The sequence below is a fragment of the Shewanella sp. 4_MG-2023 genome, from assembly GCF_030548015.1.
Classification (GTDB): Bacteria; Pseudomonadota; Gammaproteobacteria; order Enterobacterales; family Shewanellaceae; genus Shewanella.
The window spans coordinates 197,681-213,219 of sequence record NZ_JAUORL010000003.1 but is presented as its reverse complement, the minus strand read 5'-3'; the positions used below and the strand labels follow the sequence as shown (position 1 = coordinate 213,219).

The 15,539-nt window shown below is 38.7% G+C and carries 14 protein-coding genes and 1 tRNA gene; 5 read left to right on the top strand and 10 right to left on the bottom strand.

Annotation, left to right across the window (positions count from 1 at the left end; genetic code table 11):
* The 3 genes from Q4546_RS02860 to dnaQ form a co-directional block, all read right to left on the bottom strand.
* Positions 1-77, bottom strand: a tRNA-Asp gene (locus Q4546_RS02860).
* Positions 78-240: 163 nt separating this feature from the next.
* Complete coding sequence (locus tag Q4546_RS02855) at positions 241-1,533, bottom strand: TIGR03503 family protein (protein ID WP_303445643.1); 1,293 nt, start codon at positions 1,531-1,533, stop codon at positions 241-243.
* Between the two features lie 11 nt (positions 1,534-1,544).
* On the bottom strand, positions 1,545-2,279 hold the full coding sequence (gene dnaQ / locus Q4546_RS02850; RefSeq protein WP_102477270.1) for a DNA polymerase III subunit epsilon: 735 nt from the start codon (positions 2,277-2,279) through the stop codon (positions 1,545-1,547).
* 76 nt (positions 2,280-2,355) lie between these two features.
* Here dnaQ and rnhA point away from each other — a divergent pair, with 76 nt between their 5' ends.
* Positions 2,356-2,838, top strand: a complete 483-nt coding sequence (gene rnhA, locus Q4546_RS02845; RefSeq protein ID WP_102437793.1) for a ribonuclease HI — start codon at positions 2,356-2,358, stop codon at positions 2,836-2,838.
* A gap of 49 nt (positions 2,839-2,887) precedes the next feature.
* Here rnhA and Q4546_RS02840 read toward each other — a convergent pair whose 3' ends face one another.
* Positions 2,888-3,622 (bottom strand): class I SAM-dependent methyltransferase, encoded by a 735-nt coding sequence (locus Q4546_RS02840; RefSeq protein WP_102520033.1) that lies wholly within the window; start codon positions 3,620-3,622, stop codon positions 2,888-2,890.
* Positions 3,623-3,912: 290 nt separating this feature from the next.
* Between Q4546_RS02840 and gloB the strand changes: the two genes are divergently transcribed.
* A complete protein-coding gene (gene gloB / locus Q4546_RS02835; RefSeq protein WP_102437901.1) occupies positions 3,913-4,710 on the top strand; it encodes a hydroxyacylglutathione hydrolase in 798 nt (265 codons plus the stop codon).
* 141 nt (positions 4,711-4,851) lie between these two features.
* Complete coding sequence (locus Q4546_RS02830; RefSeq protein WP_303445642.1) at positions 4,852-6,375, top strand: LysM peptidoglycan-binding domain-containing protein; 1,524 nt, start codon at positions 4,852-4,854, stop codon at positions 6,373-6,375.
* 245 nt (positions 6,376-6,620) lie between these two features.
* On the opposite strand, the gene Q4546_RS02825 is transcribed toward Q4546_RS02830, so the two are convergent.
* Together Q4546_RS02825 and Q4546_RS02820 are read right to left on the bottom strand one after the other, a co-directional pair.
* Positions 6,621-8,435 carry an AsmA family protein gene (locus Q4546_RS02825; RefSeq protein WP_303445641.1) on the bottom strand — a complete coding sequence of 605 codons (1,815 nt, stop codon included), beginning with the start codon at positions 8,433-8,435 and terminating at the stop codon, positions 6,621-6,623.
* 59 nt (positions 8,436-8,494) lie between these two features.
* Positions 8,495-8,989: a putative 4-hydroxy-4-methyl-2-oxoglutarate aldolase gene (locus Q4546_RS02820; protein ID WP_303445640.1), complete on the bottom strand. Its 495-nt coding sequence runs from the start codon at positions 8,987-8,989 to the stop codon at positions 8,495-8,497.
* A 177-nt stretch (positions 8,990-9,166) separates the two neighbouring features.
* On the opposite strand from Q4546_RS02820, the gene Q4546_RS02815 reads away from it, so the two are divergent.
* Positions 9,167-9,481, top strand: coding sequence for a hypothetical protein (locus Q4546_RS02815; protein ID WP_102437802.1), 315 nt, complete (start codon positions 9,167-9,169; stop codon positions 9,479-9,481).
* Positions 9,482-10,011: 530 nt separating this feature from the next.
* Here Q4546_RS02815 and Q4546_RS02810 read toward each other — a convergent pair.
* The gene (locus Q4546_RS02810; RefSeq protein ID WP_303445639.1) at positions 10,012-11,109 is read right to left on the bottom strand and encodes a GGDEF domain-containing protein; all 1,098 of its coding nucleotides are present in this window, start codon (positions 11,107-11,109) and stop codon (positions 10,012-10,014) included.
* 567 nt (positions 11,110-11,676) lie between these two features.
* On the opposite strand from Q4546_RS02810, the gene Q4546_RS02805 reads away from it, so the two are divergent.
* Positions 11,677-12,612: a LysR family transcriptional regulator gene (locus tag Q4546_RS02805; RefSeq protein WP_102531316.1), complete on the top strand. Its 936-nt coding sequence runs from the start codon at positions 11,677-11,679 to the stop codon at positions 12,610-12,612.
* A 13-nt stretch (positions 12,613-12,625) separates the two neighbouring features.
* Here the strand turns inward: Q4546_RS02805 and Q4546_RS02800 are convergent, their stop codons facing one another.
* The 3 genes from Q4546_RS02800 to Q4546_RS02790 form a co-directional block, all read right to left on the bottom strand.
* On the bottom strand, positions 12,626-13,690 hold the full coding sequence (locus tag Q4546_RS02800) for a LacI family DNA-binding transcriptional regulator (protein WP_102531317.1): 1,065 nt from the start codon (positions 13,688-13,690) through the stop codon (positions 12,626-12,628).
* Positions 13,691-13,954: 264 nt separating this feature from the next.
* Complete coding sequence (locus Q4546_RS02795) at positions 13,955-14,437, bottom strand: GNAT family N-acetyltransferase (RefSeq protein ID WP_102437810.1); 483 nt, start codon at positions 14,435-14,437, stop codon at positions 13,955-13,957.
* A 532-nt stretch (positions 14,438-14,969) separates the two neighbouring features.
* On the bottom strand, positions 14,970-15,503 hold the full coding sequence (locus Q4546_RS02790) for a cell division protein ZapC (RefSeq protein ID WP_303445638.1): 534 nt from the start codon (positions 15,501-15,503) through the stop codon (positions 14,970-14,972).
* Between the last annotated feature and the right edge of the window lie 36 nt (positions 15,504-15,539).

Here is a 15,539-nt window from a genome sequence, read left to right as displayed (position 1 = left end):
TGGCGGAGCGGACGGGACTCGAACCCGCGACCCCCGGCGTGACAGGCCGGTATTCTAACCAACTGAACTACCGCTCCACTTAAGTTGCACGAATAATAAGGTCGTCGTCAAAAACCGTCAACAGTTTTTTTTAAGTTTTTATCCGTTTAGCTAAAAAACATACAGCAGCGATTAAGTTATAAACTTTTTGACTAAAAAGAGATCAATTTAATCTAAGCTAATATAATTAGCAGCAAACAATTATTTTTCATCTGGCATGGTTAAATCAAAATCATCAATAGCAGCAGTGATATCACCTTTTTTCGCAGCTTCTTGTTCAAGTCTTAATTTGGTTGTTGCCAGTGCTTTATTTAACGCAAGTTTCTTACGCCAAAAAATTAACCCTACCCCTCCTATGATTAACAGTAGGCCATTAATCGATGCAATCCACACGATAGCCTTATCTTTTGCAGCTTGCTCTTCTTGCGCTGCTAGCTGCGCAGCTCTTGCAGCTAACTCTTCAGCGCTGGGTGGAGGTTGAGGCGGTTCAATTAAATTAAAAAACAATTCCGGTAAATCCAGTATTAACTCACGCCCTGCAATACTGGTTGAGGCAACACTGCCTTTGATTCTATAACTGCCAAAATCGGTCACTTGCGGTATCGCGACTAAAGCTGTTGTTTCAGTGAGCTCATTAACAACAATCGGTAACTTAAGCCCTGCAGGGCCAACGATATCGAATTGAATATGGGTTTGCTCAAGTTTGAGTATTTCGTCATCAACATTTATTTGAATCTGCCAAACACCGGTTAATTTATCCGCGGGTTCAATTACTTCAACTTGAATGGGAGTTTCTGATAAATAGATTGGGTAGCTAATTTCACGCTCAAATACATTATTTCGCGCGACAACACTTAAGGTGTAGCTTCCCCAAGGTTGATTTAGATTATGTTTGCCCGTAAACACCCCATCATCGGGTATCTCATCCAAACCTTCACCATTATCTCTGTAAGAACCGACTGTAACAGTGCCGGTAGTAAAGTTGGCTTCGGTATTTTTATGATGGCTGGTAAATTTAACCGTCCATTCGAACATGTAATCAAGCCCTGGCAGACGAACCGTTAAGCCGTCACCAAGTAACTTAGCAGTGACTTTTAAACGTTCACCTTGAAATAGAGGCTGGGGGATATGCTCAACGTCAATTTCAAGTTGCGATACTTTTTGGATAGTGGAATTAGGCGCTAAACTGCCGATTAATTGCCAAGGACCGGGCATCGGATTGTTGATTTTAATCATATCGCCAGTTAAGCCATCGGCCCAATTGACATTATCAGGGTGCCTTTCGGAATACCATTTGGAACCGTCAGGCAACACGATTATCACTGGAGCGGAGCCATAAGTTCTTTGCACCAATAAGGTCACTTCATCGACCATATGATCAATACGAAATCTATTCTGTAACTCACTTGCTTGGGTATAAGGCACCGCTGTTGCCAATTGTGGCGTAACGGTAGCAACTAAGATAAAAATAACCGCCAGACAGTATGATTTCATTAAGCTCACTTTTATGCTTCACCTCTCCAGAGGCATTTGCCTGATTTTTTGACTAAATCAAGTCTTTCATCGTGTGATATTAATTCATCGGCCGTTGCTTGGATCACTTTAAGATTAAACTCATTTTGATCAATTAATTGTATGCCACCACCTTCTTGACCCACTTTTTCATTTGATAAATTAAAGCCAATTTGTCCACCGGTCATCACTAAGTAAACATCAGCAAGGATTTCAGCATCCAATAGTGCGCCGTGATAGGTACGCCTAGAGGTATCGATACCGTAACGTTTACTGAGTGCATCTAGATTATTTTTTTGACCAGGATGCAGGTATTTTGCAATGTCTAGCGAATCGAGTATGTCACAGATATCTGCTGACTTGGGGCCTTGGGGCCTAAGCTGACTAAATTCATGATCCATAAAGCTGATATCAAACGGTGCGTTATGTGCGACAATTTCAGCACCGGCGATAAAGTCGATAAACTCTTGTGCGATTTGATGAAACCGCGGTTCTTTAGCAACTCGTTCATCAGTAATACCATGTACTTCAATGGCTTCTGGATCAATTAACTGACCTGGATTGATATATTGATGATAAGTACGACCGGTTAGTTTACGGTCAATCACTTCAACACAACCAATTTCGATAATTCTATGGCCAATATAAACGGGGCCACCTGCCTGATTCATACCGGTTGTTTCAGTATCTAAAATGATTTGGCGACTGGCGCCTGAAATAATATTCATAGGTAACTCAATTAATTGATAATAATTTAGGTATAATTGCCGAAATGTTTATTGCTGTGTATATGGTAACAATTTGATGTCAGAACTAAAACTTATCAATATCTTTACTGATGGCTCATGTCTGGGTAACCCTGGTCCCGGCGGATACGGTATTGTAATGAAATATAAGCAGCATACCAAAGAAATGTCTGATGGATTTAAGCTGACGACCAATAATCGGATGGAATTATTAGCGCCTATTGTGGCGTTAGAAGCGCTATATGAACCGTGTAAAATCATCTTAACCAGTGATAGTCAATATATGCGTCAAGGGATCACCCAATGGATCCATGGCTGGAAGAAAAAAGGTTGGATAACTTCAACTAAAACCCCAGTTAAAAATGTCGATTTATGGAAAAGGTTAGATAAAGCCAGTCAACTGCATCAAATTGATTGGCGCTGGGTTAAGGGACATGCTGGGCATATTGAAAATGAACGCTGTGATGATTTAGCCAGGCAAGCCGCCGAAGCTAAACCTCAGCAAGCTGATGTTAATTATCTGCCTGAAGCCAAAGCCTAAAACCCAAATCTGTTGTATAGCCAATATATTATTGGCTATACGCTTTAGCTTATTTTGAGAGCAATTTAGTATGTTTACTGTGCCCTGCTCTGCCTGCTGTCGGCGCTGTCGCCCATTGACGAGTACGCGCTTTTCGCTTTTCCCTGATGGGCGTTAATGGCGACTCCATTTTTCTGGCCACAATCAAATACACACTGCCAACGCCTGGTAACCACTTTTCTAATCTATTTTGCCACCAGCGGCCTTGGTTCATTTGTCCAAGCAAAGGGTGATAAATAAAACGTTCATCCTGCAGGATTTGATAACCTAATAAACCTAACCAATCTTTTACCCTCGCTGGCATAAAAAACTGACCACACCAAGGTAATTGAGTTTGATATTTAGGTAGAAGCTTACCCATAAAGGTGGTACTGACAGGGTTAAAACCACAAACAAAAATATAGCCGCCGGAAATCATTACTCGGTCAACTTCCCGTAATAAACGATATGGGTCATGTTCAAATTCCATTAAAAAACTCATCAGCACGGCATCCATGGTGCTTGTTTGCAGGGGCAAATGATGGGGATCGGCTTGAATTGATGCGCCTTGGGCATCATGAATAGAAAAATGCCGCGCAATATTGCAATGTAAACTAGACACTTGAGCGCTAAGCGCACCTAGCTTTAATAAATGGTAACCAAAAATCCTCGGCCACCAATCAGTTAACTTTTGTTCTAGGGCCAATTGAATCTCATCACCACAGGGTAACTCTTGCCATAATTGTGGTTTTTGATTTATCGACATTAACCTGATACTCCCTTAATTTCAAAAGCCCTAGGTTGAGTATAACGACTTATGGCTCTTTGTCGTTAGCATTTTACCCATAGTTGATATCATTTAAAAAAGGGACGAATAAAGTGTTAAATTTATTGTTAATTAGCGCGTTTACATAACCTTATTTAGTCACTTCAACCAGTTGTTTACTTTAAATGTAACAGTATACAAGCCTAGTTCAGCCCAAGCATATTCACTCTATTGGCCTTTTACATATAATCCGTTAACCTAGCGGTAAGATTTCACTTATGGATTTAATCATGCTTTCAGTCATCGGTATTTCAGCGTTTAATGACAACTACATTTGGCTTATACATCAAAAAAATAGCAATCAAGCCTATGTTGTTGACCCTGGCTGTGGCCAAAGTGTGCTCGATTACCTCAAGGGCTCCCCATTAGAGCTGGCGGGGATATTAATCACTCACCATCATGCAGATCACACTGGTGGCATTGCGCAATTACAACAGGCTTTTAATAATAAGCTCGAGGTTTATGGACCTGAAAGTGAAAATATTAGCGGTATTACGCATCCAATAAAAGGCGAGCCATTACTCAAACTCAAGGAGCTTGATACAAAGCTTAAAGTCATTAGTGTGCCGGGCCATACGTTAGGTCATATAGCTTACTTTTATCAACAGCCAGATAGTGTAAACTGTGAAGCGTTATTTTGCGGAGACACCCTATTTAGCGGCGGTTGTGGAAGATTGTTTGAAGGCACAGCCGAACAAATGGCAAACTCGTTAGCAAAACTCGCTGACTTGCCACCTCACACCCAAGTTTACTGCGCCCATGAATATACCGCGGCTAATCTTAAATTTGCGTTACAAGCAGAACCTAACAATAAAGCGTTGCAGCAATACAGTCAGTCAGTTACTTTATCTCGTAATAACAATATGGCTACAATTCCAACTACAATCGCAACAGAATTAGCCATAAATCCATTTTTAAGAAGTAACAGTAAAGAAATAAAACAAGTCATCGCTGCTAAGTTTCAAGTTGAAAAACCAACAGCACTACAGACGTTTACTTTACTCAGAGAGTGGAAAAATAACTTTTAAGCTATTGAGCGCGGCGACACTTGCTAAGTTAGCAAAGACATTAAAGCCATTTTACACTACAATGCCGCCTCAATTTTGACCAAACACATTTGGTAGACGCCTTTGATCTGCCAGCTTTGCAAGATTTAGGATTTTTTTTAGATGCATAAACCTTTATACCTTTTTGTTGGAAGCTTGGCATTTCTAACCGCATGCCAAACTGCCACTCCAACAAAAGTCGAGCCTTCACCGATTGTCGTTCCTCAGCCAATTAAGCCTGAAAAAGTTGTAGACGAAGTTGCAGCACCGGTTGAAATCACCGATGTTTGGCAACGGATCCGTTTGCAACTTACCATGCCAATTGATGATGTAAAACTGGTGAATAAATATCGAGACTGGTATTTAGCGAACCCAAGACATTTAGAAATTGTCTCTCAACGTGCAGAGCCGTATTTACATTATATTGTCGAAGAATTAGAAAAACGTAATCTGCCGATTGAACTAGCATTATTACCTATTGTTGAAAGCTCGTTTGACCCTTCAGCTTACTCTGCGAGTGCCGCTTCAGGTTTATGGCAATTAACTACGCCTATTTCTAATTACTTTGGTGTTAAAAGTGACTGGTGGTATGACGGCAGACGTGATGTTCCCGCATCCACCACTGCAGCACTGGACTTCTTAGAGTACTTATACGATAGGACCGGACAAAACTGGTTATATGCCATTGCGGCCTATAATACGGGTGAAGGCCGAGTAAATAATGCTGTTCGCCGTAATAAAGCCGCAGGTAAAAGCACTAAATTTTGGGCGCTATCATTACCCAGAGAAACTCAACGCTACGTACCGCAACTGATTGCATTATCAGATGTGGTTAAAAATGCTGACAAATATGGCATCAAACTAACTCCAATCAGTAATGAACCGCATATTGCTGTGGTTGATACCCAAAGCCAGATTGACCTTAAACTTGCGGCAGATTTAGCCAATATGCCAGTTAAAGAATTAAAAGCATTAAACCCAGGTTTAGATCGCTGGGCAACATCACCTGATGGCCCTAATACATTGGTGGTGCCATTTGATAAAGCGGCGCAGTTTGAACAAAAACTTGCAAACCTTGATCCTAAATCAAAATTGAACTGGCATAGATACCAAATTAAATCTGGCGATACCGTAAGCCATATTGCCAAGCGTTTTGATACTTCGGCTTCTTTTATTCGTTCAAGTAATGGCCTGAAAAATAATAATATTAGAGCCGGAAAGTACCTTATTATTCCAGTTCCTGCTGAAGGCGCAAACCTCACAACTGAACAGTTATTAGCACAAGCAAAACCAAGCTCAGTTAAGACTAAAACTTACACGGTTAAATCAGGCGATTCATTATGGGTCATTGCCAGAAAAAATGATGTCAGTGTTGATGATTTAATTCGCTGGAATCGTCTGCCTAAAAACGGCACTTTAAGCATTGGTAAACAATTAAAGATTGGCGCAGTATCAAGTAGCAAAAACAATGCAGAAAGAACCGTTAATTACAAAGTTCGCTCTGGGGATTCATTGGCTAGAATTGCCAGTAAATTCAACGTTTCAGTCAATGATTTGATCGAGTGGAATAGACTTCAAAACAGTAAGTATATTCAGCCAGGACAGATGTTAAGATTGATTGTGGATGTCACCAAGGTCAATGCGTAGTGAGTCTATAAGCTAACTTCTTAGCAATTTCGCAGTAAGTATTTCGCGACTTAAAACAAAAAACGGCAAGGTGATCCTTGCCGTTTTTTATTATATACCGATTTTTAAACTTGATGTAATCAACTCATCTATACCAAGTTTAAAGCAGTACAAGATCCAAAGTCTTGGTTAACATGATCCCTTGGATATTTTTACTTATGATAAAAATAGCCGCTGACTAAGCCCAAGTGGGCTTAATCACATCATTAAAAACCTAATTTCTTAAATAACTTACCTTTGAGTTTATCGGTTTCATCTTTAAGTTTAGAATCTAATAAAGCACTGGTATCGATACCAAATTTAGGATCTTTCATGCTGCCGGTTATGGTAAGCGGAATGTCCACGCCAGCTAAGGCATCTTCACCACCCTGACCCGCTAATGAGCCCACCACTGACGTCGTTAGCTTATAGTCCACAGTTTCATTATCAATATTGGCACTGCCATTACCGCTAAGGCGAATGAGTGGCGACGCCATAGCTAAGTCTGGGTTAGTCGCAACAGCATTTTTCAAACTAAAACTACCGGTTAAACTAGTAAAATCAGTTTTAAGTTCTTCAGTATTTTTTGCAGATAAATCCCCTTTTAACTTATCTTGAGCACTACGGATCATTTGCGGGATATTCACTCCGTATAACGAGCCATCGGCAATTTCGAAATTACCCTGTGCCAGCAGGTTTTTCTTTAAGTTATCTGGAATTAAACTTTTACCAGAACCAGAAATTTTAAAATTTGCCGCACCTGAGATTAAATCAATATCCGCCGCATCTTTTAACAGTGGTCTAAATTGCACACCTGTTAATGTTTCATCGAAGCGGTAACTAGCTACTTTCTGACGACCATCGAGCTGTGCTGTGGCTTTAATACTACCTTCATATAAATTCGCAGAAAACTGAGTTAAATCGGCAACGCCATCTTTGACCTTGGCTTTCATTACCCAGTTTTGAGTGAGTAGGTTTGCGACCTTGATTGATTTAACCGTCATGCCTAAGGTTAAATCAATGGTTTTTAATGCGGACAAATCAGGCTCTACAGCTGGCTTGCTCGCTGCAACTTGTTCAGTGTCTTCTGCTTTAGCTTCGGTCTCTGATGGCGGCAGTAATTTATCAACATCGATATCACCGACATCTAATTGCAGGTTAATTTTAGGGATTGTGGCGCCGTAATTGACTGAAACATCGCCAGTGGCGCTTATGTCCATCGCTGACAATTGTTTTATAGCAACATCTAATTTTTTAGCATCTAAAGCCACATTAATATCAGTAATCAGCTGGCTGCTAACACTTTTATTAGGGATAGCCTCACCGGTCACATCAGTATTAATGGTTAAATCAGCCATAATAACCTGAGTCAAATCTTCACTAATGGTCAATTGACCATTACCAGAACTTGCCAGCATCATATCAGGCATTTGTGCAGTAAATTCATAAGCAAAGTCTGCAGCGTTTCCTAATGAAAACTCACCAAGGGTTAAACTATTTAAACTAAATATTTGTTTGGTTTCTGCCGCTTCATCAATTACGTTGATGGTGGTATTGGTAATAGACACGCCGCCGATTTGTAAACTTTGCAATTCGAGTGTATTAGCTGATGATGCTGGTTCTGACGCGGTTGTGGTTTCAGGTGATGCAGCACCGCCCAAACCATCAAAGCTGGTTGAACCGTCTTTTTTAGTGACGATATTCATAGTCAAACCATCAAGGGATAATTGTGCAATTTCCACTTGTTGGCTTAAAAGCGGCATTAATGCCACACTGGCGACCGCTTGGTTTACTTCAACTAATGTACTTGGAGAAAAGTTCTCAGGGTTGGATAGTGAAATGCCACCGAGGTTAATCCCAAGTGTCGGGAAAAAGCTCCAACTTAAGTCTTGGCTAATGACAAAATCACGGCCAGTTTGCTTTTTAACGGCATCCACAATTTGTGGTTTAAAACTATTTGGATCAAAAAATACCGTTAAATAAATAACCAGCAATAAGATTACGCTAGCGACTATAGCTAATAGCCATTTAAGTGCCTTCATGTTTGCATCCTTGTAAGCAAATTGATTTTTAATGTAAAAATAAATTAATTCATCTAAGTTTAGCTTAATACTGCTAAATCTAAAGGTTTTTCAGTAACGGCTATGCCATTTTCATCGGCATAGATCATCATGGCAGGTTTTACTGAGACACCGGCAATCTCGATATTTATATTCACAAGGCCAACATCTTTTTTTTCTGTTTTAATGGGATTAGCACTTAGCGCCTGCACACCAATACCAATGGTCGACAATGTGCCCACATCTCTTACCGCACCAAAAATGATGATACCTTCCCATTCATTATTGGCCGCCGACTCCACAATCATGTCTCCTAGCAAAGCACGCCGACACACGCCGCCGCCATCGACCACTAACACTTTACCTTTACCAGCGGTTGCTAACGTTGACTTCACTTTAGAGTTATCTTCAAAACACTTAACCGTAACCACTTCACCATAAAATATCCGTTTGGCGCCGTAACTTTGCCAATTGGCGGGTATCAAGGTTAATTCAGAACCATAGTGGTCAAATAAATCAGGTAATAAATCTAGCATTTTGCACATCCTGTACTAAAGTAAATAAATTAATGTTTAATATAAACGTCATGCTCTATTGAAACAAATCATTAATCTGAATAAACTATCAATAATGCTCTGTTACTATTCATGGAAGATAGAGAGTACCCATGCTTAATAGCATTCATTTACTCATAATCCTAAGTAGTTATCCATATGACTGATATTAATTTACAAAATGTAATTAACGCCTTTGATGAATTAGATTTCGAAAATAGAACAACTAAAAGTCTTGAAAGTGCCCGCAACAAATTGCAAATGAAAACTTATCTTGACTCTCTTGATTACAGTTTACGTCGATTAAACATTTTAAATGAAGTCGTTTCAGAAATGGTTGAGCAAAAAAAATCAGCCTTAAAGAAGCAAGAGCAAGTTCAAACCTACAAATCTAAAGTCATACAACTGTCTAGAGAATATCGTATTTCTTACCAAGAAGTACTTGAAATCATGATTTCAATCAAACAAAAATAAATAGTCTAGAACCCAAATTAAATAGTAAAATCTTCATACTAAAAGACTCAAGTTCAACACAAATTGATACTCTAACTATTTTTATTGGCTGATTTAATTGTCCAATCTTATAATCGCATTACTTTATATCTTTTTAGGTTTACTTGGTGGTAAGCCTAAATTGTTTATAATCCGGCTATGTAAATAATTTATATTTTAAATCTACCCAAAACTAGCTTGCATAACCAAACCTACAAAAACCTTATCGCTATTCGAAGGTATATGTTCATTTTGATTTTTACTTTTCAAACAAAACCTCTTCACTGCGGGTTAAGTTGGTACTTGGCTTAGCAAGAACTGCCCTTTCCCCTCTGTGGTTGCTACTATTTGAATGATGCTTGATAAATATCGCCAATGAATCCTTTAATGTCATTTGGGATATCGTCCACTTGGTCTGCCTATCACGGTGCCACAATGGGTTGAAAAATAGCAATTTGAATTGAGAAAAGCCCCTTTAATTTTGAATTTCAAATGTATTAAAACCGTTTTAGCTAAACTGGATACACTCTATTTCTGCCGTGACCTTTTGCTAAATAAAGATGGGTATCTGCTTGTTTATATAATGCCTCAATTGTAGTGATTTCTTGGGTCATTTCAGCGACACCGATACTGACGCTTGTATCAATCAAAATGGTATTATAAAGGAAATCTTTACTCTCAATGATAATTCGTATTTTCTCAGCAATACGCTTGGCATCATTCATTGATGTATTGTTGAGTAAAATAGCGAATTCCTCACCACCAATTCGTGCGAAAATGTCGCTTTCTCGCATGCTGCTTTCTAGGGTTCTAGCCAGTTCGATTAAAACAAAATCACCTGCTTGATGGCCATAATTATCGTTCACTTTTTTAAAGTGATCGATATCAATCATTAACAGTGAAACGCTAGTTTGTTGTCTTGAAGCAATCGCCATTATCTTTTTGGCCATTTCAAAAAAATAACGCCGATTATATATGTTAGTTAGGTTATCCATGATGGATAACCTACGAAATTCTTCGGCACTTTTTTCTACATCCTCGTGGGCTTTTATGCTAGATATTCGACTATCTAACATTGATTTTGACAATAAAATGGTTGCAGGAATATAGCTAACAATAAACGCCAATAAAGCAAAATGTTGGTATTCACCAAAATAAAGCATGATAGCAATCTGCGGCGTTATCATTAAAATGAAAAACACCAAATAGGCTTTAAAGAAAGACGACATCGATAATGTTGCGGCTGTAACAATTCCGATAATTAGAATAAAACCGACAAACTCAAACGGTTGACGAGCATAAATTATTAACATCACCGATGATGCCGTCCACATAAAGGCTTGAAATACATTAAGCGCGATAAAAATTACTTCATCATTAGCGAGTCTTTTTCCATCTTCTTTTTCTAAATGCTTTTCAAACATTTTTGCATTATAAACTCGGCATATTGCTAAGAGAATTTGTAAACAAAACCAAGTCATCAAAATATTAAACGGAATGAAGATGTTAAATACTAAGGCGTAAGTAATAGAGACAATCAACATCGCAACCATGGCTCTGGGTGTTTGCTCGGCGACATTTTGTAAAAGTTTTGCAGGAACGTTAGACATACATATCCTAATTCAGCACAATTTGACCCTAGTAAACAACTCATTAATCGATTTTAATAGCTTGAGATAAACGAATATTTTAAGAGACTGCATACTTATTTTAACTTTCTTAAAAACTATCAAATACAGTTAATTAGATCGTTATAATAAATAATAGGAATCATCGCCTGAACTGTCTAGCTGACCAGTGCACTTTATTGGAAATCATTAAATAATCATGTGCTAGACGTTATTTAGCGCACAATTGACACGTTGATTGAACAACTCATCAGCTAGAGAAAATGCCTACCTTATGTCAGAAATCCCCTTTGATTTACTCTGGAAGGCAAAGTCAACATCTTTAAATAAGATGCAAAAGCTGCATTTATTTCACGGACAGCCTTAAGTGGTTCTAATAAGAAGACAGTCAGTCTCAGATGGCGGACGTATTAGACCTTGTTGAAAATGAACTTGTTGCATTGTTATCACCTGTGCGGGCTATTTTATCGAATAAGTAAATAATACCTGTTGTTAACTCCACTAAAAACGCTATATTAATTATAATATTCTCAAATATGGATTGATAATATGCTCATACAAGACCTGCACATCATTCTCAAAGTAGCTGAATTTCGAAGTATTACTGCGGCTGCAAACAGCCTTGATATGCGTATGGCAACCGCTAGTGCTGCGGTCAAGCGTGTTGAAGCAGCATTAGGCGTTGAGCTATTTGTACGCACTACGCGCCAACTTAGGCTTTCCCCTGCTGGTGAGCGCTATTTACCTCAATGCGAACTGGCTGTGCAACTGTTAGACAATGCCCAGCAAAATGCTCAGGAAGATTTAGATGTACTAAAAGGTGAAATAAGAATTGCGCTATCTTCTGATCTAGGCCGTAATGTGGTTACCCCGTGGTTGGATGATTTTTTGCTGCTTTATCCCGACGTGGCTTTACGCAGTAATATCACTGACAGTAATATTGATTTTTATCGTGACTCTGTTGATATGGCGCTGCGCTATGGTGAGCCAAGCGATGCCAGTATGTATGGTTTTCGAATTTGCAGTATTCCACGAGTACTGTGCGCCACACCTAGCTATTTAGACAAAAATGGCGCCCCTACAACGCCAGATGAACTCAAAAATCACAATGGGCTGTTTTACCAGTTACAGGATATTGTTCAGAACGAGTGGCGCTTTAGTCATCAAAACCAAAGCCATAAAGTAAAGCTTAAAGGTAATCGTGCATCTAATGACGGAGATTTGGTGCGGCGTTGGTGTGTGTCGGGACACGGGTTTGCGATTAAGTCATGTCTTGATATGGCGGATGATTTGCTAACTGGTCGTGTGGTAAACGTCATGCCGGAATATAAGCCAACTGCGACTGAATTGTGGCTTGTGTGCCCCAGTCGTCAGTCTATTACTCCAACAATGCGCCTATTACGTGATTATTTTAGAGAGAAAACCCAGCAGCTATTGTCTCAACTGGTTGCACATGGCGTGTTAAACAAACAAGATATTAAATAACATGCAATCACTATTAAGCTAACGCATTAAACTGAGTAGTTGAATCACGCTCTTTTAATTCAAACTCTAAAACATGGCGTAAATTTGAAAGGCTATCTGAAGTCACTTGATTCATTTGGCCAGAAGTCAGTAATGTGATAGCTGTTTCAGCCATCGCATTGATAGGTTGTTTCACTGTTGTGATATGTGGCCAAATCGTAGTAGCAAGCGGGGTATCATCATAACCGGCAACGCTTAAGTCTTTGGGTACATTTAAGCCTAAGGAATTGGCAACCGAAACAACTGCTGCAGCCATATCATCATTACTAGCAAATATCGCGCTTGGTCTATTTTCTCTATCTAATAGAGCCTTAGCAGCTCCTAATGCAGACTTATAGCTGAACATACCTTGCTCAATAAACTCTGGCGGAATGTTTAACTGTTTAGATCGCATTGCATCTAAAAATCCTTGATAACGAAGACGACTGGCACCAACGTCTGGGTGCCCTATAATAAAGCCAATGTCTTTATGGCCTTTATTGACTAACAAATTGGTCATATCATAAGCCGCTTGATAATCGTCCATACAAACAAAAGCAGATAAGGTTAACTCCACATCTGGTGATACTCGTACAAAAGGAATATTTAATACAGTAAGCTCTTTGAGAATCTCAATATTGTTACAAAAAGGCGGTAATAGAATAACGCCATCAACTCGTGTTTCTTCAACTAAATCACGTGTGATTTTTAACTTTTCTTCTTGGGTGCCTTCACACTCATCTACCACTAAATGATAACCTTGCTGGCGGCAACTTTTTAAAGCCGACATCATGAACTGACTAACATAACCACCTTCACTTGGGTTTTCGTAAAGTAAGCCAATTAAATAAGATTTAGAACTCGCTAAACGCCTAGCTGAAATATTGGGGCGATAGTTTAGTTGATCTGCCGCTTGCTGGACTTTCGCTCGTGTTTTGTCACTGACTTTTTCGTCCTTGTTTAACACCCTAGAAACGGTCATTTTCGACACACCAGCCATTAAAGCAACATCTTGAATAGTGATTTTAGTGCTTGATTTACTCTTATTAATTGGACTCATTAGGAAACTCATTTAAAAATAAGATAAATGTTACAAAGTTCGTAGTAACAATAATACCCTCAGAATAACAGATAAATTACTGATACTATAATCACTTATTCTTATTCATGCGTATTGTGGCAAAATCTATAATTATCACATTAAAACAGTCAATAAGGATCATCGAACCATCGTTATTAGCGACTAAAGCTGGTTATTACTCACACAATAAATTTATCGTGTTATCGATAACCTACATTTGATAATAATGTCTATAAATTATTACTATAAGCTTTTTAGCATCCAAACATCACAGCCACCGTGAATGGTACCAACAAGGGGCTTATCTAAATGTTGAAAGCCCATCTTTTCATAGAGTGTAATTGCCGCTGTCATTGAATTTAACGTATCGAGATAACATTGTTCAAAACCGTTTGCTTTTGCAAATGTAAGACATTGCTCAGTTAAGCGCTTACCTAAACCAAGCCCTCTCGTTTCAGGTAATAGAAATAATTTTCTTAACTCACAAATCTTGTTATCACCGTTGAACTTTGCAATACCTGCACCGCCTACCACTTGATTATCAACACAAGCAACCAAATAAATGCTGCGGTCTTTTGCATGATAATATTGGCTCATATGTGCCACTTCAGCATCTGATGGGCCAAAGCCTTCGCCAATTGCACCAAACTCTTTGCCAACCGATTCAATGATGGCTGCCACTTGTTGATCTTGCTGTGAAATTATTGGTTCAATTACAATTTTCATAAACTTTTTATGTTACTTAACAGGCCGGTATTTAAACTAGATTATCAAATAAATCCGCAATAAAAGACATTACATTTGTTCAGGCGTAAATCTTTGCTCTAATTGCCTCTATATGCTTCTGAAATATATGTGAATTTTCTAATGTTATGGTAGGTTAACAGAGTTTCCCCTCAAATATGGCCGCAGCAACGGCCTTCTATTTCATGATTGAAGCCTATTGTTTATCGTTTATCGTTTATCGTTTATCGTTTATCGTTTATCGTCGAACTGTGCCATTTTTTCATCAGGCTGATATAGGTAATGCAACATGCGAAGTGCAATAAGCATGAGAGAGATTGTTTGTCAGTCTATTAGATAAACCGCTGAAGCTGAGCATGTATCGCCACAGTCAATCGCGTTATTACATAATAATATAGGTGGGTGTTCTATAAGCAGGATAACTGACATGGACTTTCTGATTAATCTATTTCTTGATTAGAAATAAATACACAACATGAGACAAGTAAATTAAACACGAACTAACAAATATTGCTTAGGCAGCAACGACATGCCTAGATTTCTTTAGGGGATTTAAGCGATTGTGCATAACTTTAATGGTATCAAATTGCTGTAAAACTTTAGATTCTGTTAAAGGGCACTCACTTGATAACACCATCACTAACGCTGCCTGCAAGCTGTTTTCAACCACTAGAACTAAAACAGAGGTTCCATTGGCATTTAACGAAAATAACTTACCTACTTCGCAATAAACACATTCTTGACTGATTTCAAAAAACCAAGATTTTGGCATTTGCGGCTTAATCATAAAATGAGCAGCTGTTGCATTTAACGCTGTTTGAACTACTGCAGCATCGGACATTTTTAACGCTTTAGGCAGACTTTCAAGTAGCTTTATATAGAATTTAGCATGATCCACACTAAATTCTGACGTCATTAATGCATCAGGGATAAGAGATTTGGTTTTATATGGGGTTAAGAACTCCATTTCGGAACCTAATGAAATACTTAATTGCTTAAAAGTTTCATTATATTCCCACTGCCAGTCCTTATTTGGCATTAATAACATTTTTAAATACCTACTTTAACAATACAATCTGATAAT

Coding starts and splice junctions, on each gene's coding strand:
- Q4546_RS02855 (WP_303445643.1), bottom strand. CDS start 1,533: ATGAAATCATACTGTCTGGCGGTTATTTTTATCTTAGTTGCTACCGTT.
- Q4546_RS02820 (WP_303445640.1), bottom strand. CDS start 8,989: ATGCTAGATTTATTACCTGATTTATTTGACCACTATGGTTCTGAATTA.
- Q4546_RS02795 (WP_102437810.1), bottom strand. CDS start 14,437: ATGAAAATTGTAATTGAACCAATAATTTCACAGCAAGATCAACAAGTG.
- gloB (WP_102437901.1), top strand. CDS start 3,913: ATGCTTTCAGTCATCGGTATTTCAGCGTTTAATGACAACTACATTTGG.
- Q4546_RS02800 (WP_102531317.1), bottom strand. CDS start 13,690: ATGAGTCCAATTAATAAGAGTAAATCAAGCACTAAAATCACTATTCAA.
- Q4546_RS02815 (WP_102437802.1), top strand. CDS start 9,167: ATGACTGATATTAATTTACAAAATGTAATTAACGCCTTTGATGAATTA.
- Q4546_RS02805 (WP_102531316.1), top strand. CDS start 11,677: ATGCTCATACAAGACCTGCACATCATTCTCAAAGTAGCTGAATTTCGA.
- Q4546_RS02790 (WP_303445638.1), bottom strand. CDS start 15,503: ATGTTATTAATGCCAAATAAGGACTGGCAGTGGGAATATAATGAAACT.
- Q4546_RS02825 (WP_303445641.1), bottom strand. CDS start 8,435: ATGAAGGCACTTAAATGGCTATTAGCTATAGTCGCTAGCGTAATCTTA.
- Q4546_RS02810 (WP_303445639.1), bottom strand. CDS start 11,109: ATGTCTAACGTTCCTGCAAAACTTTTACAAAATGTCGCCGAGCAAACA.
- Q4546_RS02840 (WP_102520033.1), bottom strand. CDS start 3,622: ATGTCGATAAATCAAAAACCACAATTATGGCAAGAGTTACCCTGTGGT.
- rnhA (WP_102437793.1), top strand. CDS start 2,356: ATGTCAGAACTAAAACTTATCAATATCTTTACTGATGGCTCATGTCTG.
- Q4546_RS02830 (WP_303445642.1), top strand. CDS start 4,852: ATGCATAAACCTTTATACCTTTTTGTTGGAAGCTTGGCATTTCTAACC.
- dnaQ (WP_102477270.1), bottom strand. CDS start 2,279: ATGAATATTATTTCAGGCGCCAGTCGCCAAATCATTTTAGATACTGAA.